Origin of the sequence: Vibrio crassostreae 9ZC13 (genome assembly GCF_000272045.2) — a bacterium.
GTDB lineage: Bacteria > Pseudomonadota > Gammaproteobacteria > Enterobacterales > Vibrionaceae > Vibrio > Vibrio crassostreae_C.
Window position 1 is genome coordinate 39,368 of record NZ_AJYZ02000042.1, and the last position, 22,221, is coordinate 61,588.

Sequence of the window (22,221 nt, forward strand, 5' to 3'; positions counted from 1 at the left end):
CACCTTCTTGCGCTAATTGATACATTTGGAATGCAGCGCTTTCGGTGTACTTCGCCGCTTGCCACTGTGTTTTGGCTTCATCACGCTTCTGCTCGGCAACCACACCATCGTTGTAAAGGTTGTTTACACGTTGGTAGGTTTTGTCCATCAGATCGGCAGCTGCTTTGGCTTTCAACCATTGGTCTTTAGCCGCTTGGATCTGTTGAGTACGCGCGCCATTCTCTGCTTCTTGTGCTAATGCACCAGCGGCTTTCTGACCAGCTTTTGCTTGCTCTAGCTTCGCATCAATCTCAGGGCTTAGTAGAGAGAAGATCAATTCGCCTTTTTCAACCGAATCGCCTTTGCGCACGAATATTTCATCAATTCTGCCAGGTACTTTCGATGAGATGCTGTATTGCTGCGCATCGATTTGACCTTGAAGCTTAACCGGCTGAGGTTGATAAGCTTGATAGAAACTGTATCCGACCCAGCCAATAACGCCGATACCAACTAAAGATAGAAGAAGGGGCTTAATAGGTTTCATGAATTATCCTTTTGACTGGCTAACGGTGTCTGTTTTTGAGTCGAAATCAGACGGAACAGAGGAGGTTAAGTAACTGGAGTAAGCATTCATTTCGCTGGTTAGCGCTAACAGCTTGTTGAGAGAGATTAGGTATTTGAAGCGAGCAGCAGATTGCTGGGTTTTAATGCTCGCAAGATAAAGCTCGGCATCAACCACTTCTAATGAGTTAGATAACCCTTGTGTGAAGGCTTTTTTACGAAGTAATAGGTTTTCCTGAGCTAAAGACAAGCTCGAGTTTAGGCCTTGAACCTCTTCAATCGCTTGGTTTGCTTCAAGGTAAGTCTTTTGTACCAACACGGTTAAGTCTTGCTTAGCTTGTGACTTAAGGAATTGAACCTGTGATACGGCACTGTGAGCCGCAGCGACTTTGTCGGAACGGCCAGAGGTATCAAGCAGTGGCACATTCACACCAATGCCAACCAACCAATCGGGTTTCATTTCACTGGCTAGAGAGTCATCTTCATACAGGCTGTAATCACCATAAAGGTAAACCTCTGGGTAGTATTTACCTTTCTCGGCTTTAATTAAGCTGCTTGCTTGTTTCTCTTTTGCATCAAGAATCTTAAGGCCGGGGTAGGTCATGAGTGTCTGGTCAATGAACACGTCCATATGAGGCAGGTTCTTATTGATAAACAGTTGTTCAGAGGGTTCTACACTTTCATTTTGACCAAGGATTTGGGTCAACGCCAATTGCGCAATTTTAAGATCGTTCTGAGCTTTCGTGCGCTCTACAATCGCTTTATCTAAAGAAGCATCGGCTTGTAGGCGTTCTACTCGGGCGATTTGTCCTTGCTGTTCAAGCTTGATGGCGAAATCACGATGCTGAGTTAAGCCTGCTTCAACGGCTTGACGCGTTCTCACCACGTCTTCCGCTAAGATCACCGAGAAGTAATACTTACTTAAGTCTTCGTAGCGAGCTTGTTTCTCCATCAACAGTTGGCTTTGCGCTTCTTCGCTTTTACCTTCAGCCGCATTTTGCGCAGCGGTTATTCGACCACCAGTGAAGATAGGCCACACAGCACGAATGGAAGAGCTAAAGATGTCTTGTTCGGTAATCGTTGAGGTAACGCCACCAACTAGAGGGCGCAAAATCGCGGATATAGCAGGGTTTACTCCACTCAAGCTATCTGAAAACTGTTCACCATTAATCGTCACATCACTATCAAGGTGCGTGTAGTTAGCCCCTAAGGTAATAGAAGGAAGATTGAGGCTACTTGTTGAGTTCTGAAGGTGTTGATAACGTTCAACGTTGGCTTGTTGAGCCGCAAGAGAGTTGTTGTTCTCTTGGAGAATTTGCCACGCTTCAGAAAAAGTGAGCGGAGCTGCATAGCCTGGCGAAGCCATAGTGCCGAGAAGCATACTGGCGATCGCAAGGTATCGGAATTTTGGTTTGGTCATCTGCATTAAATACCAATTAGAGTATTAACTCTAATGTTAACAGGGCGATAGTCATTTGTCTTGAATAGATTGTCTCATATGAATAGAAATTTTCATAACTCGTTAATCAAGTGTAAATAAGATTGAGTGACGTGAATATCAAAGATAAATGAAACTTAAAAAGCACGCATAAGCGTGCTCTTTAAGTTCAGTATAGAAGTGTTTTTACAAAATGAAGTGGCTTATTTAAAGCTAGGACAATGGTGATCGGCGCGCCATACCAATTGTCTTGAACCTTGCATTGTTTGTAATAAATCTCTCCCTGACATTTGCGGGAATGCTAACAATACCTTGAGATCGAGTGGGGAGGTGCCATCTTTCTCATAGGCTCTTACGTGAGTAAAAGTCGATTGTAAGTGTTTGAACAGCATAGTCTTAGTAAGACAAATTCCAAAGTTATCGCGTTTCATTGCCTTGTTTCCTTTTCAACAATGTTTATACGTTATGTTTGTTATCCTGTTTCTATTGGACGTTGCCACTGATCGATACTTCCTGCTCATCAATGTTTTATTATTGGGCGCTGATTTGATCAGGCGCCTCTTGATTGTCATGCTGGCCAGTAGTGTAAATAAGGATGTGTGAATGAGGTTAGATAGATAACCTGTTTGTTCAGCAACCGTAGCGGCGAGCGTGCAATTTTTAGTTATAGATACGTCCAGCGAGCGAAGGGTTGTTGCTATTTTGTTAATCGAAGTTTCGATTCAAAGCGCGGTCTGAAAATCATGACCTATGGCTTAGCAACAATAAACTTCTTCATATGCAACCATTATAATTGTATTTATTTTAAACAACCTAAAAAACACCTAAAAGCTTAGTGATCTAGCTCAATATTTATTCGTTTATTTTGGTTTTTAAGCTAATCAGTCCTAAAAATGAACGATTAATCGAGATGAACAACGTAAAGGATTATCAATTAACAATCTGCTCAATTATTTAGTTGAGTAGCAGTCACAAATTCACGTCCCTAGAAAGGTCATGCGATTAACTTGGTGTTAACATTGATCGTCTAACACTAGGGACGGTGGAATATGAAATGGAGCAGTATCAGTTTCCGTAAAAGGTTACTGATTATCATGACGGTCACTGGCCTCGTTGAACTTTTGATTCTTGCAGCGGCTGGTTTTTACTACATCAAACAATCTCAAGAACAAGAGATGGGTTTGAAAGCGTTAGGTGTTGCTGAATTTCTATCTGAATCGCCACTTGTCACCAGCATTATTCAAGAAAATGGAACGTTGGACCCTAATGGCGCTCCCTACGTTTTGTCTGAAAAAACCCAAGTTAAATTTCGTAACCTTACTCAGCTCATTGGCGCGGCGTTTATCGTTGTTGGAGATGATAAAGGTATCCGCCTGATTCACCCTTACGATGACAGGCTCGGCAAACCCATGCGTGGTGGCGATAACCAAAAAGCATTGGTATTGGGCGAGTCTTATGTGTCGACAGCCAAAGGATCGCTGGGTTTTTCAGTTCGTGGTAAATCCGCGGTAAAAGACACCCAAGGTACCGTTATTGGTGTGGTGTCAGTTGGTTACTTATTGGATTCGTTGCAAGATCGAATCGAACCTTACTTAGCCTTTTTGATTGTGATGGCGTTGCTGGTGGTTGCGGTCAACGCTTTGATTTCGAGTTATGTATCTCGCCGTTTTCAACGCGCTATTTTGGGCTTTGAGCCTGAAGAGATAGGCCGGTTGTATGTTGAGCTAGATGTAACCATGAGTACCGTGAAAGAGGGCATTCTGAGCATCGATAAGCACGGCATTTTACGTTCAATTAATAAGAGTGCCTGCGATATTTTATCGATAGACAGGGATAAAGCACTCAATCAACAGCGCCTTTCTGATGTATTGCCAGGCAGTGATTTAGAACAACTGCTATCAACCGGCGACACCGACCACGATGTTGAGTTGTATTTAAACAATAAGCGAATCATTGCTAACCGAAGCCCGATTATAGTGGCAGGTGAGGTGGTCGGGGCGGTATCGAGTTTCCGATTACGAGATGAAATCAACGATTTAACAGACCAGCTCTCACAAACCAAAGAATATGCTGATCTACTGCGTTCACAAACCCACGAGCATCAAAACAAGCTTAACACTATTAGTGGCTTGATTCAGATGGGCGAGTTGGATTCTGTTCAACAATTGATTGGTCAAGAAACCGCTCATTACCAGAGCTTAATTGAGTTCTTAAGAGAGACGGTGAAAGACCCTCTTATTGCAGGCATGCTTTTAGGCAAAACAGAGCGAGCTCGAGAGATTGGGTTAGAGCTTAAAGTGGAAGAGGGATCAAGGCTTGAAGCTCTGCCTAGCTGGTTAAACGCGGGTGACGTTGTCACAATTCTTGGCAACCTGATTGATAACGCCTTTGACGCCACCATGACGGCGATTAAGCAAGAGGGTCAAATTGCGCCAGCGCGTCGGGTTATTGAAGTTTCAATCAGTGATTTTGGTAATGAAATTATCGTAGAAGTAGAAGACAAAGGGTGCGGTTTGCCGAAAGAGTTGGCGACCAAAGCACTCACCGAAAAAGGCGTATCGAGCAAAGCGAAGCAAAATCGTGGTGTGGGTTTGTATCTGATAAAGCAGCTGGCAGACCGATATCAAGGGCAGCTTGAAATGGTCGACAACCACGATTTTGGCACGCGAATGACGGTTTATCTGCCAAAAGAAGAACAATAATTAAGCACGAAACGATCTTGCGAAGATCATCGTGACGGAAAAAGCATGGTTAAAGGAAGAACATAAATGAACGCAATCACGAGAGTCATGGTCATTGAAGATGATATTGCGATTGCAGAGCTACACCATCGTTATTTAGAACAGATGGGTGGCTTTGACGTGGTCGGCATTGCCACCACACAGTCTGAAGCGCTCATGCAACTGGACATCTTAAAACCTGATTTGGTGTTATTGGATGTGTATCTGCCGGACGGGTGTGGGCTCGATATTCTTAATCACGTAAGAGGGAGCAATCAAGGCTGCGACGTTATCTTGATTACTGCTGCTCGGGATGTCGATACGCTGCAGCAAGCAATGCGTGGTGGGGTGGTCGATTATCTATTGAAACCAGTAATGTTCCCTCGTTTGGAAGCGGCACTGAAAAAGTATCAATCTCAACAACAAGAGTTTGAAAGTGTGTCGGATTTGAATCAAGGTTTGGTTGATAAGATGCTGCAAGCCAATGCCAAAGCGGACTCTGGAAAAGTATCCACCTTACCCAAAGGCATTGATGGCGTAACGTTGGATAAGATCAGAGCCATTTTTCAGCAAGCTGATGCCGTTAATATTACCGCCGATGAAGCCGGAGAACGAATTGGTGCTAGCCGAACCACCGCCAGACGCTATTTAGAATTTTTGATTACCACTGGTGAGTTAGTCGCAGACTTAAATTACGGTACCGTAGGTCGCCCGGAGCGCTGCTACAACAAAGCGCAAAGATAAACACGACACCATCAAAATAAATATAAAGCCAGTTGAATAAGCTGGTTTTACCTTTTTCTCCCTTTCCTATTGCTCACTCCACCGACCAGATACCGTTCTTTCTTGACTACACTGTTTGAGAATGCCGATTTGCTTCTCCCTCGGGTCAAATGAACGGAACTATCGATTAGAATTTGTTCGAAATGAGTCAATATTTAATCGATTGCTTTCACAGTGGTTGATGTAAATCAAATAGTCATAGACAATACTGTCCCGAATAGAGGTGATAGCTTTCACCCTCGTTTACCAAACGCATTCTCAAATTTAATAGGCGCTTACTATTGATGTAATAGTTAAGACCTATTATCTATTTTTGTATGTCGCTGATACCTTTGGCGAATACTAAAAACCTTGTTTTTATAGGAAAGATGATGGTAATACCTGAAAACAGCAGCATCGTTATTTTTGGTGCGTCGGGAGATCTAACTTATCGTAAGTTAATTCCTGCTTTATACCACCTGTATGCTAGCAATCAACTTCCTGAATCCTTTGCGATTCTTGGAGTGAGCCGTACTGAGTACAGCGACGAGTCTTACCGTGAGAAGCTGAAGAAGTCTCTTCAGGAAATGGAAAAAACTGAACCAGAGACGCTAAATGCATTCATTGAGCATTTGCATTACCAGGCGATCAACACTTCAGATGTAGACGACTACGCTCGTTTAGCACAACGTCTAGATAATCTTGAGCAAGACTACCAATTCGAAAACCATAACACACTGTTCTATTTGGCAACGCCGCCAAGTTTATATGGTGTGATCCCAGCAAACCTTGCTGCGCATGGCCTGAACGATGAGAAGAACGGCTGGCGTCGTCTTATCATTGAGAAGCCATTTGGTTACGACCTAGCATCTGCTCAGGCGTTGGATGAAGAGATCCATCATCACTTCCAAGAACACCAGATCTACCGTATCGACCATTACCTTGGTAAAGAAACGGTACAAAACCTTCTAGTGCTTCGTTTCTCAAACGCGATGTTTGAACCACTGTGGAATCGTAATTTCATTGATTACGTTGAAATCACGGGTGCTGAGTTCCTAGGCGTTGAAGAACGTGGCGGATACTACGACAGCTCTGGGGCTGTGCGCGACATGTTCCAAAACCATCTGCTACAAGTACTAGCAATGGTAGGCATGGAGCCGCCAGCTCAAATCAATGCGGATTCTATTCGTGACGAAGTGGTTAAAGTCCTTCAGTGTCTAAAACCACTAGAAGAAGATGATCTGCGTAAAGACTTGGTCCTAGGTCAATACACAGCATCAGACGTTCGCGGCCAGCAATTGTTAGGTTATCGTGAAGAACCAGGTGTTGCGGATGACTCTCGTACTGAAACTTACATCGGCTTGAAAGCTCACATCAATAACTGGCGTTGGAATGGTGTTCCTTTCTACGTACGTACTGGTAAACGTTTACCTACACGTGTAACTGAAATCGTGATTCACTTTAAGAACACACCACATCCAGTATTTGGCCAAGATGCACCAGAGAACAAACTGATTATCCGTATCCAACCGGATGAAGGTATCCAGATGAGCTTTGGTTTGAAAGAACCTGGTGCAGGCTTTAAGGCAAAAGAAGTCAAGATGAACTTCTCTTACTCTGACTTGCCTGAAACTCAAATGCTAACGGCTTATGAGCGTCTGCTTCTTGATGCGTTAAACGGTGACGCAACTCTGTTTGCACGTACTGATGCGGTAGAAGCATGTTGGAAATACGTTCAACCAATCTTAGACTTCAAACAAGATCCTCAAGCACTGTTTGGCTATGCTTGTGGTACTTGGGGCCCACAGGAGGCGGATGAGCTTCTGCAACGTGATGGCCGAGCATGGCGTTTCCCATGCAAAAACTTAACAGACACGGATTACTGCGAATTATGATCAATCACAAGATCTTTGCAACGCCAGAATTGGTCGTTGAAAACCTAGCAAACGAAATGAAAGCTTACAGTGAACAGGGCAGACCTGTTCATATTTCATTGTCGGGCGGCAGCACGCCAAAAATGCTCTTTAAGCTGTTAGCTCAAGCACCATACGCAGAAGGTATTCAATGGAATAACCTTCATTTTTGGTGGGGCGATGAACGTTGCGTGGCACCAGATGACGCTGAAAGCAACTTCGGTGAAGCGAATGCGTTACTGTTTTCGAACGTGAACCTTCCGGCAGAGAATATCCACCGCATCCGTGGTGAAGATGAGCCTAACGCTGAAGCCGAGCGCTTTGCTAAAGAAATGGCTGATGTGATTCCTTGTGAAAACGGCACGCCTATTTTCGATTGGATTCTGTTAGGTGTTGGTGCCGATGGCCACACAGCTTCGCTATTTCCGGGTGTAACTGATTACCAAGACGAGAGACTCTCTCTATTAGCTTCTCATCCTGAGTCCGGTCAAACCCGAGTTTCTAAAACGGCAAAAGTTTTAGAAGCAGCAAAACGAATCAGTTTCCTAGTACTGGGTGCAGGTAAAGTTGAGATCGTTAAAGAAATTCATACAACTCCTGCTTCAGAATTGCCTTATCCGGCAGCGAAAATCCAGTCTAAAGCTGGCGAAACAGAGTGGTTCCTAGATTCAAGTGCAGCAAGTGCTATCGCATAAGTGCGAATAGCCGCAAGGAGATAAAATAATGAAAGGTGATATCGGTGTAATTGGCCTAGCAGTAATGGGTCAGAACCTTATCCTAAACATGAACGACCACGGCTTCAAAGTTGTGGCTCATAACCGTACTGCTGCTAAAGTAGACGAGTTCCTAGAAGGCCCAGCAAAAGGTACTAACATTGTTGGTGCTTACTCTCTAGAAGAGCTAGTTGAGAAGCTAGAAGCGCCACGTAAAGTGATGCTTATGGTTCGTGCTGGTGACGTTGTAGATACGTTCATCGACAAGCTTGTACCACTTCTAGACAAAGGCGACATCATCATTGATGGCGGTAACACTAACTTCCCAGACACTAACCGTCGTGTTGCTGCTCTTCGTGAGAAAGGCATCCACTTCATCGGTACTGGCGTTTCTGGTGGTGAAGAAGGTGCTCGTTTCGGTCCTTCAATTATGCCAGGCGGCTCTCCTGAAGCTTGGGAAGCGGTTAAGCCTATCTTCCAAGGTATTTCCGCGAAAACTGACGCGGGTGAGCCTTGTTGTGATTGGGTTGGTAACGACGGTGCTGGTCACTTCGTTAAGATGGTTCACAATGGCATCGAATACGGTGACATGCAGCTTATCACTGAAGCATACCAGTTCATGAAAGACGGCCTAGGTATGAACCACGACGAAATGCAGGCTGTATTTGCTGACTGGAACAAAACTGAGCTAGACAGCTACCTAGTAGAAATCACTGCTGACATCCTTGGCTATAAAGATGAAGACGGTGAAGCGCTAGTTGAGAAGATCCTAGACACTGCTGGCCAAAAAGGCACAGGTAAATGGACAGGTATCAATGCACTAGACATGGGTATCCCACTGACTCTAATCACTGAGTCTGTATTCTCTCGTTGCCTGTCTGCACTTAAAGACCAACGTGTTGAAGCTGAGAAACTGTTCGGCAAGACGGTTGCTCCAGTTGAAGGTGACAAGCAAGAGTGGGTTGATGCAATTCGTCAGGCTCTACTGGCTTCTAAGATCATCTCTTACGCTCAAGGTTTCATGCTAATGCGTGAGGCGTCGAACGAAAACGGCTGGGATTTAAACTACGGTAACGTTGCACTTATGTGGCGTGGCGGTTGTATCATCCGTTCTGCATTCCTAGGCAACATTCGTGATGCTTACGAAGCGAACCCAGAGATCGCTTTCCTAGGTTCAGATGCCTACTTCAAAGGTATCCTAGACAACTGCATGAGCGCTTGGCGTAAAGTTGCAGCTAAGTCTATGGAATCTGGCATCCCAATGCCATGTATGACTTCTGCACTAACGTTCCTAGATGGCTACACTACAGCCCGTCTTCCTGCGAACCTTCTACAAGCTCAACGTGACTACTTCGGTGCTCACACTTACGAGCGTACTGACCGTCCACGTGGTGAATTCTTCCACACAAACTGGACTGGTACAGGCGGCGATACTGCTTCTACAACTTACGACGTATAATCGTTAGTTAGATTCAGTTAAGAACAATATTGTTCTTATCAGCGATACAGAGAAAACAAAAGGATGCTAATCGGCATCCTTTTTTGTTGCTTGAGCATTTTTGTTAATTTGAATGGTGAGGTTTCGGAACCGAAGAAGACACCCGAGATGCAGGGCCGTTGATGATACCCCGAATGTTAAATGACCAATTCGAAATTAATTTTAAAGATAAATAGGATAACGAGCATGCTTTATGCCATCATAAAGGCATAAATAAGGGCAATGGATGTAATGCCCAAGTGATTGAGCTAGAAATGGTCAGTGATGACGGTGTTCTAGAGTAAATTCAAGGCCTTTAGTTGCCTTGAAAAAGGTAATGTTATGACTGAAGAAGAAAGAATCGAACTGCAACAAAATAACCCATTGCACGGCTTAAAGCTTGAAACCATGATCACTGAATTAGTCGATCATTATGGTTGGGAAATTTTAGATGCGGCAATGCGCATGAACTGCTTTAACACTAAACCAACGGTAGCAAGTGCTGTTAAATATTTAAAGAAGACAGAATGGGCTCGTGAGAAGGTAGAAAACTTTTACCTGTACCGTTTTAAGCGTATGCCTAAAGCGTCTGATATCGAATATCAGATGCCACCACGTTCACGTACGTTCCGTCACGGTTTAGAACCTCGTGAACCAATGGAGTTGACGGTTGAGTCTATTCAAGCGTCACAAGCTAAAGCCGCGTCTGCTTTCAAAGAGCGCCGAGGTGGCAACGGTCGTAACTTTCGCCGTTAGAGCGGACGTCGCTAGTTCGACGACGTGATGAGCACAGAATATATTAGGAGCCTAAGTGCTCCTTTTTTATGAGTTAAATTTGAAACCGTGAAGATTACCGATCGCGTCTCTTCTTTTTATTCTTGCAAAGATCGGCGATATAAACGATCGCACTGATAATCAAAAATAGTGCTGACACGGAAAACAGAGCTGGCATATTTAAGATCCATGCGAATGTTGCTGTGAGAAAAGCGACAAAGCAGATGAGGCGACTTGATGACATGACATGACCGAGTTTAATGTTCATAACGTCTCCTATGAAGTATCACGTACCACATAAGAATTATCCCATTCTCAGTAAAATAAAGGCTAAAAAGAGTCTAAATTATTCTCAAATTTGCTAATTGGCAGACTCTCTTCACATATTATTGCGTGGTTGTTTTATGAGCTATAAAGTAGTGAAAGATAAACTCAGATGTCATTTTTACCGGTGACCTCTGTTTAGTCTATGTAATGTTTGAACCCCAATTAACTTGAATAAAAGAAATATGCGGTGATTAAGAAACTCGCGATGATCACTGTGTTACGAACATATTGTTGTGGGATGCGGCGAGAGATTTTTGCTGAGTAATAGCCACCAACCAAGGTCCCCATCAAAACGGCCATGCCTGACGGCCAATCAATAGAGCCATTCACGATAAAAAATACGATCGCTGCGAGGGAAGCACACGCGGACACGAGCAGTTTGATGCCATTCATGACGTTGATATTGGTGTAACCAGCCAGCGCCAAGTAGCTCAATGTCACAATGCCCAAACCTGCATTAAAATAACCACCGTAGATACAAACAATCAAAAGCAATAAAGCGGAAAAGAATGCACCTGCGCTGGTGGCATGCTTATGTTTTGCTGTGGCTTGCTTTAACCATTTATTGAGCGTGCCGCCAAACGTGAATAGCAAAGCTGCAAACAGCAACAGCCAAGGAACGGATTGAGTGAACAGAGCTTCTGGTGTGTGAAGTAGCAAGAAAGCCCCGATACCACCGCCAATGACACATAAAGCAATGGTCAGTTTTAGCTGCTTGGTACCAGATTGAATTTCGTGGCGCAGAGCGTAGGCTCCGCTAATGTATCCGGCACACGAAGCAAAGGTATTGGTCGCGTTGGCTGCTATTGGTGGAACGCCAGCAAACAATAGAGCAGGGAAGGTGATAAAGCTGCCGCCACCCGCAATGGAGTTAAGCACACCGCCAATCACGCCTGACAAGAATAGAATCAACCAATCCATAGTTTAGAATCCAATACGTTAACTAATTGGTTACCTTACTTGAATTTGTTATGAATATCAGCGCCATGTGTGTTGTAAAGATAGGTTTGTGAGTTTGCTACCATCTTTAACCGTTGGTTCGAATTGAGGCTCTAAATGAAAAAAGGAGCCAATGGCTCCTTTCGTTGAGGTTTAGTTGATTCGGTAAAGCTTTACACTTCTACTGGTTTTGTTCTAAAGCTCTTGAACAGCTTAACCAGAATCGGACTAGCAAGAACCAATACAGCCAAGATAGTGAATGTCATGGTGATAGGACGCTCCCAAAGGAAGCTTAGCTCACCATCGCTGATCATCAGTGCGCGTCTTAAGTTTTCTTCCATCAAACCACCTAAGATAAAGCCAAGTAGTAATGGCGCCAGTGGGAAGTTGGCTAGCCTCAACGCTATCGCTGCCATCGCCACAATTAGCATCACAAACACATCCATCGTGTTGAATGACACCAAGTACACACCAGTGATTGAAAAGAAGATAATCATTGGCAGTAGAACCGTTCTAGGTACCGCTAGCAGTTTAGAAATATAAGGGATTAAAGGCAGGTTCAGAATAACCAATACAATGTTGCCAAAGTACATAGAGATAATCACCGACCAGAATACGTCTGGGTGTTCAACGAACAGGCGAGGGCCCGGTTGGATGCCGTAAGCGATCAATGCACCTAGCATGATTGCAGTGGTACCAGATCCCGGAATACCTAGCGTCAGTAGCGGAACGAATGAGCCACTTGAAGCTGCGTTGTTTGCTGATTCAGGAGCAACAAGACCACGGATACTGCCTTTACCGAACTCTTTCTGCTTGTCTTTTGGCGCTAGACTACGCTCCATGCCGTAGCTTAAGAAAGCTGCGATAGTCGCGCCTGCGCCCGGTAGAACACCGGTAAAGAAACCGAGAATAGAAGAGCGGATCGAAACTGGCGCTACTTCTTTGAACTCTTCTTTGGTGACCTTCATGCTACCAATATCGGCCATCTTTTGGCTTTCTTCTGCGCTGGTGTCTTGTTCTGGTTTTAGAATACCCATCAAGGTTTCACCCAGTGCGAATGTTGCCATCGCTAATAATAGGAAGCTGAAGCCATCCATCAGATCCGTTAGGCCAAAAGTGAAACGTTCAACGCCAACGCCTTTGTCGATACCAACAGTTGATAGCATTAAACCAAGAATGGTCATCATCCACGCTTTGATTACCTGACCTGGGCCTGCAAACGCCGCTACAGCGGATAAGCCTAATAGCATCAATGCAAAGTAGTCTGAAGATTGGAAGCTCAATGACACGCTTGCTAGAGCCGGTGCGGCAATCAAAAGCATGATTGCTGAAAGCGTACCGCCTGTGAAAGAAGAGTAAGCCGCGAGTGCAAGAGCTTTACCCGCTTGGCCTTTTTGAGCCATCGGGTAGCCGTCAAACGCGGTTACTACCGTTGAAGAACAACCCGGAGCATTAATTAAGATTGATGATGTTGAACCACCAAATACCGCACCGTAGTAAACACCGGCCATCAAAATAAGACCAGAAGATGGGTCTAGGCCGTAAGTGATAGGGATCATCAGAGCAATGGCTGAGATTGGACCTAACCCCGGAAGCATCCCGATGAAGGTACCTACGAAACAGCCCACGATTACCATCATGATGTTCATTGGCATCACAGCGGTAGAAAGTCCTTGTAAAATTCCGTCTAACATAATGCTATCCCTACCAAAGAGTGAAGATTAAACCAGGCTCTAGGTAGATATCTAAGCCTTGAGTTAAAAGAAGAAAGAACGCGATAACGAAAGGAAACGACGCGCCAAACAAGATAGATTTACGACGCTCACCCAATAGGTAGAAGCCCGCTAATAAGAAGAAGCTTGTAGCTAAAACAAAGCCAAGATACGTTAATCCAACACCGTACAGTGCCATTAACACCAAGAAGCCAATCAGCAGTTTCCAGTTCAGCGGCGTTGTTTCACATTTGACTTTCTTGTTTGGTTCTCCAGTGACAAGCAAAATCAACGATAACCCGATACCGATGAAAGCCAGCAGGGTAGGCAGTGTTCTCGCGGTAAAGGGTTCATATTCATCACCGGGAAACAGCGGAATGAGGGTGGTTTGATAGCCGTAGCACAAGCACGCCAGCATAAAGATCAAAGCTCCGAGACGATCGCCTGAAAGCAAAGATTCCTTACTGAAAAATTTGGTTGGTAAGTCCGACATATCCAACTCCATTTGGGTGGTGTAGAAAAGTAAAAAAGCCGTACATGAGCGAGTCAATGAAATGTCTGGGATCACTAACCAAAGGTAAGCGAATTACGGTACTGGTTTATCAGCCACTTGCGTTTACAACGAATCGGCAAGCGTTAGTAATACGTCTACGAATAAACAAAGGAGTTTGAAGTTAACTCATGTACGGCGAAACAAGGAAAGAGTAAGAGGGCACATAGACCCTCTCTGGTTGTTGGTTACTTCAAGAAACCAAGCTCACGCATTAGATCGCCCATCTGTTTTTCTTGGTCTTCTAGGAAGGCGTAGAAATCTTTATCTGCTTTGTAGTTGTCGATCCAACCGTTACGGTCACGAACCACTTGCCACTCATCGGTTTTGTACATTTTGCCAAGAGCTTCGTTCCACTCGTCGATTTTCGCTTGGCTTGTACCCGGTGCCGCAAAGAAACCACGCCAGTTAGCAAATACTGTCTCGTTGCCGTACTCAGTCAGTGTTGGGATGTTAGGCGCAGCGTCAAGACGCTTTGGCGCCGTCACAGCAAGCACTTTTACTTGGCCAGATTTAGACATCTCTAGCACTTCACCAAGGCCCGTTGAAAGAAGCTGTGTTTCGCCAGAAAGCAGTGCCGCCATCGCTTTACCACCAGCATCGTAGGCAATATAACGCACTTTCTTCGCATCAAAACCTTCGCCTTTGAACGCTGCAGCAACCACAAGGTGGTCCATGCTGCCACGAGCTGAACCGCCAGCAATTTTTACTTTACGAGGGTTTGTTTCGAATTCTTTTACTACGTCTTCCCACGTGTTGTACTTAGAATCTGCAGACGCAACGATTGCGCCGTAATCGGCAATGGTTGCAGCTACAGGAGTTAGGTCACGGAAAGATTGTGGGAAGATCCCCGTTAGTGAACGAACAACGATAGGCGTTGAGTTCACCATTAGCGTGTCTTCTTGGCGTTGAGCCGTTTCGATTAGGTGAGCAATCGCTTTACCGCCACCACCACCAGAAAGGTTTTGGAAAGAGACATTTTCTACGATGTCTGATTTCACCAATACATCACCCGTACCACGAGCTGTCATATCCCAACCGCCACCAGCGCCGCCAGGGATTAGGAAGTGGATTTTTTCTACGTCAGCAGCAAAAGTGTTGAAAGAAAAGGTTGCTGCGATGATAGAAGCCGCAAGAGTAGGTTTCAGTGCCTTGAACATGGTTCACGTTCCTTATGTAGGGGATCTCTTCAATGGAGAGAAACTTATGTTTTATTTCCAGCTACTAAACAGATGAGTAGGATATTGCTTAGCAGATGAAGCTAAAGTTAACGGTGTGTTAATGAAATGTCTGTAATGCGGCGATATTGAGAATAAGGAACATTGGATTAATATTGTTCATAAAGTTCACGGTAACGTGTTTTTGTCCATTTACTGTTGAATGATATCTGGATTCTAAAATCGTAGTTATTGTCTCAGAATGATTGAATTCATTGACAAAGGTTGGATTTAACTAGCGTTTTCTACTCGAGTGCATTGGTTGTTGGTCTATATTGTTAGATGTGACTACGATAACTATTTCTGCAAAAGAGTCAGGTGTATAGAGGTGTTAGATTTTAGATGTGGAATAGAGTTACTATAGTTGATATGCAACTTAAGCGGTATTGATTGCGCTAGGCTGTTAACTTTGGAGTTGGCGATTATTCAAGGATGAAATAATGGCATTAAAAAAAATTTCGTTACGATTTACTGTTGGAGGAATGTTTTTACTCGCGACATTTCTTACCGCTGTTGTTGCGGTTTCACTGCAATATTACTTCAGTAAAAAAATGGCGACTGAGAATACCCTATCAAAGTTGACGATGGTGTCCCAAGAGCTGAGTAACTATATCGGCGCGGTTGATTCTGACGCAGCCAATACGGCGCGTTTACTTTCTTCAGTGAAACGTTCTATAAGTAACAAAATATCGAAAGAAGAGTCGCGTAGTATTCTTTCAGAAGCAATTAAAGATAACCCTCTCTTTTATAGTATTTACATTGGCTCATCTAATGAAAACTTCTTCCAAATTATTAATCTAGAATCTGCCCCTGTCGTTAGAGAAAAAATCGGTGCACAACAAAAAGACCGTTGGGTTGTGGTTGAGATTCATAATATAGGGGAGGAGCGCGTCCGTACGACGAAATATTTTGACCAAGAGTTTACGCTAAGAAACTCAACTACGGAGCAGAGCAACTACCTTCCAACAACCAGGCCTTGGTATGTTTCTGCCAATGTTCAGTCGGTCGAAAAAACTCAGCCATATCTTTTCCAGCATTTACAAATTACCGGGCAAACTTATTCTTTAGCGTTTGATTCGAAAATCGAATCTGAAGTTCAACATGTGATTGGTATTGATATTGTGTTGTCTTCTTTAGCTAGCAAACTATCAGGTACGGCGCTTGGCTTAGCAGAAGACAGTAAGGTTGAGTCTTTCTTATATTCGAAATCGGGTAATATTATTGCGTCTAACCTCAAGGTTAACAATCAGGAATCGGAGTTTGATGTATCAACATTGATGCTATCGTCTGAGCAGCAAGCCTTGATTAACGATACCCCTCCGCTGTTAGTGTCTAATCAAAATGATTGGGGGCCGATGGACTTTTCAGTGGCGGGAAAACCAAACGGCTATGCGATAGACCTTCTTAAAATGATTGGTGAGATGACAGGGATCAGGTTTGAATTTGTTAATGGTTTCTCTTGGGGCGAACTTGTCAGTAAGTTTCAAGAAGGAAGTATTGATGGCCTGCAATCGGTTCAACATTATAAAAATAATGGCATAGATGGCCTATACACGACTCCAATTTATGAATTGCCATTTTCTATCGTGACAAGGGTCGGCGCGAAGGTTGTCACTAATTATGCCGAGCTTGAGGGTAAAAAAGTTGCCATTTTATCTGGGTGGTCAATTATTCCTAAGTTGAGAGAGGATTTTCCGAACATTGATTTAGTTGAATTTGAAAACCTAGAGTCTGCATTTAATTCAATTGAAAGCGAAGAGAACTTTGCTTTCTTAGAAGCAGAACCCGTACTCTCGTTTGCATTAGATAGGTTTTTCCAGCCAGGCCTTGTTGTCAATGGGACTCTAGAAGATCTAAAACAGAACTACTCAAACCAATTCCATTTGGTGCTGCAGAGCAAGCATAAACAATTGCTCCCAATCATTGATCAAGCTATCAGTAAGTTAAGTGGTGAACAACTTGATGCCTTAGCGAAAAAGTGGCTGCATGATACCGGCTTTAATACGAATACGACGGTTCCTTATACTGAACTTTATGATTTGACTAAGGAAGCAACGGTTGAAGGCAGTATGGTAAGGGTAGAGTTGAATGGCGAGATCAAGCATCTCTATTTAAAGAAAATAGACACGGGCGAACACTACTCTGAGTATTTTGCGGTATTGATTCCCGAATCTGAAGTCTTCAGTACAGTCAATAAGCGTCTAGCAACCTCTGTTGGTGTAACGATTTTACTGATGAGTTTAACCTTGCCTGTGGCTTGGGTCTTTGGTACACCGATAGTACGTCCTATTCGCCAATTAGAGAAAGAGACTCACAAGGTTAAGTTGCGTGACTATGACAACGTAGCTGTGCTTAATACTCGTATTAAAGAAGTGTGGGAGTTATCTGTTGCTGTAAAAGAAATGGCAATGGAGCTTAAACGACATGAACAGAGGCAAGAGGCGTTTGTAGAGTCGTTTATCAAGCTTATCGCCCAAGCTATCGATGACAAGTCCCCTTATACGGCTGGGCACTGTAACCGTGTACCAGAGCTAGGTTTGATGCTAGCTGACGTGGCTGAGAAATCACAATCTGATCATTTTAAAAATTTTGAGTTTAAAAATGATGATGAGCGCCGTGAGTTTAGAATTGCGGCTTGGTTGCATGACTGCGGAAAAATAACAACGCCGGAACACATCGTCGATAAAGGTACGAAGCTTGAGGCCAACTACAACCGAATTCACGAGGTGAGAACTCGATTTGAGGTATTGTGGCGTGATGCTGAAATAATAGCATTAACGAAACAGCTTGAAGGCAAGCTAGCGAGCGAACAAATCCAAACAGAGTTGGCTGAAGCGCAACAGAAGCTACAAGATGATTTTGAGTTTATCGCGACGTCTAATGTTGGTGGTGAATTCATGAGTGATGACAAAGTTGCTCGTATTCGCTTGATAGCTGAAACGACTTGGACGCGTAACTTTGATGATCAACTTGGTCTATCACCGATAGAGGCAATGAATCGAGAGCCGAGTTCAAGTTTACCAGCCACAGAACCACTTTTGAGTGATAAGCCAGAGCACATAGTGAAAAGAGATAGGCCGTTAGAATTTGACCCGAAACATCAAATTAAAATGGATGTGCCTGAGCACTTATACAACCTAGGCGAAGTCTACAATCTGAGTATTGCACGCGGTACATTGACTGCTGAAGATAGATTTAAGATAAACGAGCACATGCTTGGCACGATTAAGATGCTTGAGAACCTGCCATTCCCGAAAGAGCTAAGTCGTGTTCCTCGCTACGCTTCAACTCACCATGAAACACTTAAAGGTACAGGGTATCCAAGGAAGCTGACTGGTGATGACCTCTCAATCCCAGAACGTATTCTGGTGATCTCTGATATTTTTGAGGCATTAACCGCTGCAGATAGGCCTTATAAGAAGGCTAAGCCAATCAGTGTTGCTGTCGACATCATGTATAAAATGGCATTGGACGAGCATCTCGATATCGAACTGTTTAGATTGTTCTTAACCAGCGGCACTCACCTGCGTTATGCAGAAGAGTATCTGAAGCCGGAACAAATTGATTTCGTTGATATCGGCAAATACCTAGATGTTACTCGTCAGATTGCTTGAGTAAAGGTGGCTTGTTAGAACGGGGTCTATGAATGAAAGGCGCACATGAGTGCGCCTTTTTTATATCTGTTTATCGGTGAACAGGTAGATCGACACAAAGTGCTCTGCGTTTGTCAAGTCTGTCTATAAGTTGTCGACACATTGGTTTCGAGTGATTTCAGGGGAGGGAAGGGTTTAGCGGCTCTTTCTTTGCTTAAATCGATAAATAACAGATGGTTGAGTTGTTTGTAGTGTCCTTTTGGATTAGTTTTAATCGTCTATGAAAAATACTACCTTAGTCTAAATTGTCGACAATTGGCTTGATTGTCGACAATTCAATCGTGTATTTTATGTTCATGTTATGAAATTGTTGACAGTTAGGGTCGGCAATCAGAAGTGAGCAGCGTGAATATGAATACTGTGATAAAAGATCTCAGCTTAAATGCAAACACGAAAACACGTGTTAGCGATAAAGAGAACACTAAATCAGAAAATCTCACTGAGTATCTCGTTGAGGCGATTGTTAGCGGTGAATTACTACCGGGCAGTAAGATTTCGGAACCTGAATTGGCTAAACGCTTCGAAGTAAGCCGAGGCCCATTACGTGAAGCGATAATGCGAGTTGAAGGGCTTGGCCTAATAGAACGCATTCCACATGTTGGCGCGCGAGTGATTACTTTTTCGGCAGACAAACTACTCGAGTTGTACGCGGTGCGAGAGGCATTGGAAGGCATGGCGGCTCGCTTAGCAGCAAGACATATCACACAAGAAGAGCTTGTCGGGCTTGAAGGATTATTGTCGACACACTCAAAATACATCGATGAAGTCGAAGGTTCTTCTTACTTTCATCAACATGGGGATTTCGATTTCCATTACCGCATTATTAAAGCGAGTCGTAACAGCAAACTCATTTCGTTGTTGTGTGATGAGCTTTATCACCTATTACGCATGTACCGCTATCAATCGCCTAGGGCTCAGTCTCGGCCCAAAGAGGCGCTCGATGAACACAAATACATCCTACAAGCGATTCGCAACCGTGATGAAGAGCTAGCAGAAATGCTAATGCGAAGACACATCTCGGGAAGCCGATTACTTATAGAGCAACAAATTCAATCCAAAGATCTTGATTAATTGGCGACTGGTATTTGCTAGCGGTTCTTCGCTGGCGAGAGCTAAACATCAGTAGTCATAAAGATTAGAAATTAACAATTAACAGGGAGCGTCATTATGAAGTTATCAGCAGGAGCTAAGTTCCGACAAGCTGTGCAAGACAACGACCCATTGCAGATCGTCGGTACGGTGAATCCGTATTGCGCGATGATGGCAAAGAACTTGGGGCATCAGGCGATCTATTTGTCTGGCGGAGGCATCGCCAATGCGTCTTATGGGTTGCCTGATTTAGGCATCACCACATTGAACGATGTGTTGGTAGATGTTGAACGTATTACCAACGCGTGTGATCTGCCATTGCTGGTGGATATCGATACGGGATTTGGTGGCGCATTCAATATTGCACGTACGATTCGCGCTATGGAGAAGGCAGGCGCAGCAGCAATCCATATGGAAGACCAAGTGGCCCAGAAACGCTGTGGTCATCGACCAAATAAAGCGATTGTAAGTCAGCAAGAGATGGTCGATAGAGTCAAAGCGGCAACCGATGCTAGAACCGATGAAAGCTTTGTGATTATGGCACGTACGGATGCATTGGCGGTTGAAGGCATTGATAGCGCAATTGAGCGAGCGATAGCTTGTGTTGAAGCGGGCGCAGACATGATCTTCCCTGAGGCGATGAATCAACTCGATCAATACGTGAAGTTCTCGGCAGCGCTGAAATCAGCAACGGGCAAGCACGTGCCTATTATTGCGAACATCACTGAATTTGGCCAAACACCACTCTACAGCTGTAACGAGTTAGCCCAATCAAGTGTCGACATGGTGCTTTATCCATTGAGTGCGTTCCGTGCGATGAACAAAGCGGCGGAGAATGTTTACAAGCACTTGCTAGTTGAAGGCAATCAAGAAGCTCTGTTGGATTCAATGCAAACCCGTAAGGAGCTTTACGAACACCTTAATTACCACGACTACGAGAACAAGCTTGATCAGTTGTTTTCAAGCGAAGGGTAAACCAGTTTCAATTAATCAAAAATCAACTTAATCCAATAACGTGAAATGGTTAGTCGCCAAATCCAGTACCGATGATAAAGATCATCGGGCATATAAATAGGCAGCACCAAAGAGTGCAGGCGGCTAACACAGAAAAGGAGTTCACCATGTCTGTATCTTTGAGTGATAAAGCCGCTGTCGAAAATGCTTCAAAAGTAGAGCAAAAAAGTGAAAAAACAGCAAACAAACCAGCCAGCGCACCGGCAATCGGTGGTGCTGGTCTACGTGGTCAAAGTGCAGGGTCGACTGCGCTATGTACGGTAGGAAAATCAGGAACGGGTTTAACTTACCGTGGCTATGACATTACCGATCTTGCTAACCACGCTCAGTTTGAAGAAGTGGCACATCTGCTATTAAGAGGCCATTTGCCCAATGAAAAAGAGCTAGACGATTACAAAACATTGTTGGTTGGTTTACGTGGTTTACCTCAACCTTTGAAAGCATTGTTGGAGCTTATTCCTGCAGACGCTCACCCAATGGATGTGATGAGAACGGGTTGTTCGATGCTAGGTAATCTAGAGCAAGAATCTGATTTTTCAGAACAATTGCCTGCGACTGAACGAATGCTCGCGCTTTTCCCTGCGATTATTTGTTACTGGTATCGCTTTAGCCATGATGGCGTGCGCATTGATACGGAAGATCAAAGCGAAGCATGTTTGGGTGGCTATTTCTTGAAGATGTTGACTGACAAAACGCCTAGTGAACTTCATAAGAAGGTGATGCACTGCTCGCTAACCCTTTACGCGGAACATGAGTTTAATGCCTCTACCTTTGCCGCTCGTGTTTGTGCGTCAACACTGTCGGATATTCATTCTTGTGTAACGGCTGCGATTGGCACACTAAGAGGCCCACTGCACGGTGGTGCGAATGAAGCGGCAATGGAAATGATCCAAGATTGGCAAACCGCCGATGAAGCCGAAACCAACATCATGCAGATGCTTGCTAACAAAGACAAAATAATGGGCTTCGGTCATGCTATTTATCGTGAAAGCGATCCTCGAAATGCCTTAATCAAGCGTTGGTCAAAAGAGCTTGCTCAAGAGGTGGGAGATGAACAGCTTTACGCCGTTTCAGAGCGTGTTGAAGCAGTCATGAAGCGTGAGAAAGGCTTGTTCTGTAATGCGGATTTCTTCCATGCCTCTGCCTATCACTTCATGGACATCCCAACCAAACTGTTCACGCCAATCTTTGTGATGAGTCGCCTTACAGGCTGGACAGCACACGTGTTCGAGCAAAGAGAAAATAATCGCATCATTCGCCCAAGTGCAGACTACACCGGGCCAGAGCATCAAGACTGGCTGCCAATCCATTTACGTTAGTTCTCTATATCGAGCCGACTTATATCTCGAGGTGACTTTTATCTTCATGTGATAAGACCTCGAG

Annotated in this window: 18 protein-coding genes; 10 read left to right on the forward strand and 8 right to left on the reverse strand. The window is 44.2% G+C overall.

Features of this window, described 5'->3' with window-relative positions:
* The 3 genes from A136_RS18885 to A136_RS18895 form a co-directional block, all read right to left on the reverse strand.
* A partial coding sequence (locus A136_RS18885) for an HlyD family secretion protein (protein WP_017063804.1) occupies positions 1 to 523 on the reverse strand: 523 nt, incomplete at its 3' end.
* 3 nt (positions 524 to 526) lie between these two features.
* The gene (locus A136_RS18890; protein WP_017063805.1) at positions 527 to 1,966 is read right to left on the reverse strand and encodes a TolC family protein; all 1,440 of its coding nucleotides are present in this window, start codon (positions 1,964 to 1,966) and stop codon (positions 527 to 529) included.
* A gap of 215 nt (positions 1,967 to 2,181) precedes the next feature.
* Positions 2,182 to 2,409: a hypothetical protein gene (locus A136_RS18895; protein ID WP_009846577.1), complete on the reverse strand. Its 228-nt coding sequence runs from the start codon at positions 2,407 to 2,409 to the stop codon at positions 2,182 to 2,184.
* Between the two features lie 618 nt (positions 2,410 to 3,027).
* On the opposite strand from A136_RS18895, the gene A136_RS18900 reads away from it, so the two are divergent.
* The 6 genes from A136_RS18900 (at position 3,028) to A136_RS18925 (ending at position 10,319) form a co-directional block, all read left to right on the forward strand.
* Complete coding sequence (locus A136_RS18900; protein ID WP_032546809.1) at positions 3,028 to 4,680, forward strand: ATP-binding protein; 1,653 nt, start codon at positions 3,028 to 3,030, stop codon at positions 4,678 to 4,680.
* A 66-nt stretch (positions 4,681 to 4,746) separates the two neighbouring features.
* The gene (locus tag A136_RS18905; protein ID WP_017063807.1) at positions 4,747 to 5,442 is read left to right on the forward strand and encodes a response regulator; all 696 of its coding nucleotides are present in this window, start codon (positions 4,747 to 4,749) and stop codon (positions 5,440 to 5,442) included.
* A 410-nt stretch (positions 5,443 to 5,852) separates the two neighbouring features.
* Positions 5,853 to 7,355, forward strand: a complete 1,503-nt coding sequence (zwf, locus tag A136_RS18910) for a glucose-6-phosphate dehydrogenase (protein WP_017055239.1) — start codon at positions 5,853 to 5,855, stop codon at positions 7,353 to 7,355.
* Positions 7,352 to 8,068 carry a 6-phosphogluconolactonase gene (pgl, locus tag A136_RS18915; RefSeq protein WP_017063808.1) on the forward strand — a complete coding sequence of 239 codons (717 nt, stop codon included), beginning with the start codon at positions 7,352 to 7,354 and terminating at the stop codon, positions 8,066 to 8,068. Before zwf ends, pgl begins: the two co-directional genes overlap by 4 nt.
* 28 nt (positions 8,069 to 8,096) lie before the next feature.
* Positions 8,097 to 9,545: a decarboxylating NADP(+)-dependent phosphogluconate dehydrogenase gene (gene gnd / locus A136_RS18920; protein WP_017055241.1), complete on the forward strand. Its 1,449-nt coding sequence runs from the start codon at positions 8,097 to 8,099 to the stop codon at positions 9,543 to 9,545.
* A 360-nt stretch (positions 9,546 to 9,905) separates the two neighbouring features.
* Positions 9,906 to 10,319 carry a VF530 family DNA-binding protein gene (locus tag A136_RS18925; protein WP_017055242.1) on the forward strand — a complete coding sequence of 138 codons (414 nt, stop codon included), beginning with the start codon at positions 9,906 to 9,908 and terminating at the stop codon, positions 10,317 to 10,319.
* Positions 10,320 to 10,413: 94 nt separating this feature from the next.
* On the opposite strand, the gene A136_RS18930 is transcribed toward A136_RS18925, so the two are convergent.
* The 5 genes from A136_RS18930 to A136_RS18950 form a co-directional block, all read right to left on the reverse strand.
* Positions 10,414 to 10,605, reverse strand: a complete 192-nt coding sequence (locus A136_RS18930) for a hypothetical protein (protein ID WP_017055243.1) — start codon at positions 10,603 to 10,605, stop codon at positions 10,414 to 10,416.
* 221 nt (positions 10,606 to 10,826) lie between these two features.
* Positions 10,827 to 11,585, reverse strand: a complete 759-nt coding sequence (locus tag A136_RS18935; protein ID WP_017063809.1) for a sulfite exporter TauE/SafE family protein — start codon at positions 11,583 to 11,585, stop codon at positions 10,827 to 10,829.
* A gap of 191 nt (positions 11,586 to 11,776) precedes the next feature.
* Positions 11,777 to 13,297, reverse strand: coding sequence for a tripartite tricarboxylate transporter permease (locus A136_RS18940; protein ID WP_017055245.1), 1,521 nt, complete (start codon positions 13,295 to 13,297; stop codon positions 11,777 to 11,779).
* A gap of 10 nt (positions 13,298 to 13,307) precedes the next feature.
* Positions 13,308 to 13,808: a tripartite tricarboxylate transporter TctB family protein gene (locus A136_RS18945; RefSeq protein ID WP_017055246.1), complete on the reverse strand. Its 501-nt coding sequence runs from the start codon at positions 13,806 to 13,808 to the stop codon at positions 13,308 to 13,310.
* 245 nt (positions 13,809 to 14,053) lie between these two features.
* A complete protein-coding gene (locus A136_RS18950) occupies positions 14,054 to 15,025 on the reverse strand; it encodes a tripartite tricarboxylate transporter substrate binding protein (protein WP_017055247.1) in 972 nt (323 codons plus the stop codon).
* Positions 15,026 to 15,522: 497 nt separating this feature from the next.
* On the opposite strand from A136_RS18950, the gene A136_RS18955 reads away from it, so the two are divergent.
* From A136_RS18955 to prpC, 4 genes are all read left to right on the forward strand, one after another.
* A complete protein-coding gene (locus A136_RS18955; protein ID WP_017063810.1) occupies positions 15,523 to 18,696 on the forward strand; it encodes an HD domain-containing phosphohydrolase in 3,174 nt (1,057 codons plus the stop codon).
* A gap of 390 nt (positions 18,697 to 19,086) precedes the next feature.
* Positions 19,087 to 19,806 carry a GntR family transcriptional regulator gene (locus tag A136_RS18960; protein ID WP_017063811.1) on the forward strand — a complete coding sequence of 240 codons (720 nt, stop codon included), beginning with the start codon at positions 19,087 to 19,089 and terminating at the stop codon, positions 19,804 to 19,806.
* A gap of 96 nt (positions 19,807 to 19,902) precedes the next feature.
* On the forward strand, positions 19,903 to 20,799 hold the full coding sequence (gene prpB, locus A136_RS18965) for a methylisocitrate lyase (protein ID WP_017063812.1): 897 nt from the start codon (positions 19,903 to 19,905) through the stop codon (positions 20,797 to 20,799).
* Between the two features lie 146 nt (positions 20,800 to 20,945).
* The gene (gene prpC, locus A136_RS18970) at positions 20,946 to 22,157 is read left to right on the forward strand and encodes a bifunctional 2-methylcitrate synthase/citrate synthase (RefSeq protein ID WP_017063813.1); all 1,212 of its coding nucleotides are present in this window, start codon (positions 20,946 to 20,948) and stop codon (positions 22,155 to 22,157) included.
* The last annotated feature ends 64 nt before the right edge of the window (positions 22,158 to 22,221 follow it).

Excerpts from the sequence above, each read along its gene's own strand:
- A136_RS18945 (WP_017055246.1), bottom strand. The coding sequence starts at position 13,808 with ATGTCGGACTTACCAACCAAATTTTTCAGTAAGGAATCTTTGCTTTCA.
- A136_RS18890 (WP_017063805.1), bottom strand. The coding sequence starts at position 1,966 with ATGCAGATGACCAAACCAAAATTCCGATACCTTGCGATCGCCAGTATG.
- pgl (WP_017063808.1), top strand. The coding sequence starts at position 7,352 with ATGATCAATCACAAGATCTTTGCAACGCCAGAATTGGTCGTTGAAAAC.
- zwf (WP_017055239.1), top strand. The coding sequence starts at position 5,853 with ATGGTAATACCTGAAAACAGCAGCATCGTTATTTTTGGTGCGTCGGGA.
- A136_RS18930 (WP_017055243.1), bottom strand. The coding sequence starts at position 10,605 with ATGAACATTAAACTCGGTCATGTCATGTCATCAAGTCGCCTCATCTGC.
- A136_RS18895 (WP_009846577.1), bottom strand. The coding sequence starts at position 2,409 with ATGAAACGCGATAACTTTGGAATTTGTCTTACTAAGACTATGCTGTTC.
- A136_RS18955 (WP_017063810.1), top strand. The coding sequence starts at position 15,523 with ATGGCATTAAAAAAAATTTCGTTACGATTTACTGTTGGAGGAATGTTT.
- prpB (WP_017063812.1), top strand. The coding sequence starts at position 19,903 with ATGAAGTTATCAGCAGGAGCTAAGTTCCGACAAGCTGTGCAAGACAAC.
- A136_RS18960 (WP_017063811.1), top strand. The coding sequence starts at position 19,087 with ATGAATACTGTGATAAAAGATCTCAGCTTAAATGCAAACACGAAAACA.
- A136_RS18905 (WP_017063807.1), top strand. The coding sequence starts at position 4,747 with ATGAACGCAATCACGAGAGTCATGGTCATTGAAGATGATATTGCGATT.
- A136_RS18935 (WP_017063809.1), bottom strand. The coding sequence starts at position 11,585 with ATGGATTGGTTGATTCTATTCTTGTCAGGCGTGATTGGCGGTGTGCTT.
- gnd (WP_017055241.1), top strand. The coding sequence starts at position 8,097 with ATGAAAGGTGATATCGGTGTAATTGGCCTAGCAGTAATGGGTCAGAAC.
- prpC (WP_017063813.1), top strand. The coding sequence starts at position 20,946 with ATGTCTGTATCTTTGAGTGATAAAGCCGCTGTCGAAAATGCTTCAAAA.
- A136_RS18925 (WP_017055242.1), top strand. The coding sequence starts at position 9,906 with ATGACTGAAGAAGAAAGAATCGAACTGCAACAAAATAACCCATTGCAC.
- A136_RS18940 (WP_017055245.1), bottom strand. The coding sequence starts at position 13,297 with ATGTTAGACGGAATTTTACAAGGACTTTCTACCGCTGTGATGCCAATG.
- A136_RS18900 (WP_032546809.1), top strand. The coding sequence starts at position 3,028 with ATGAAATGGAGCAGTATCAGTTTCCGTAAAAGGTTACTGATTATCATG.
- A136_RS18950 (WP_017055247.1), bottom strand. The coding sequence starts at position 15,025 with ATGTTCAAGGCACTGAAACCTACTCTTGCGGCTTCTATCATCGCAGCA.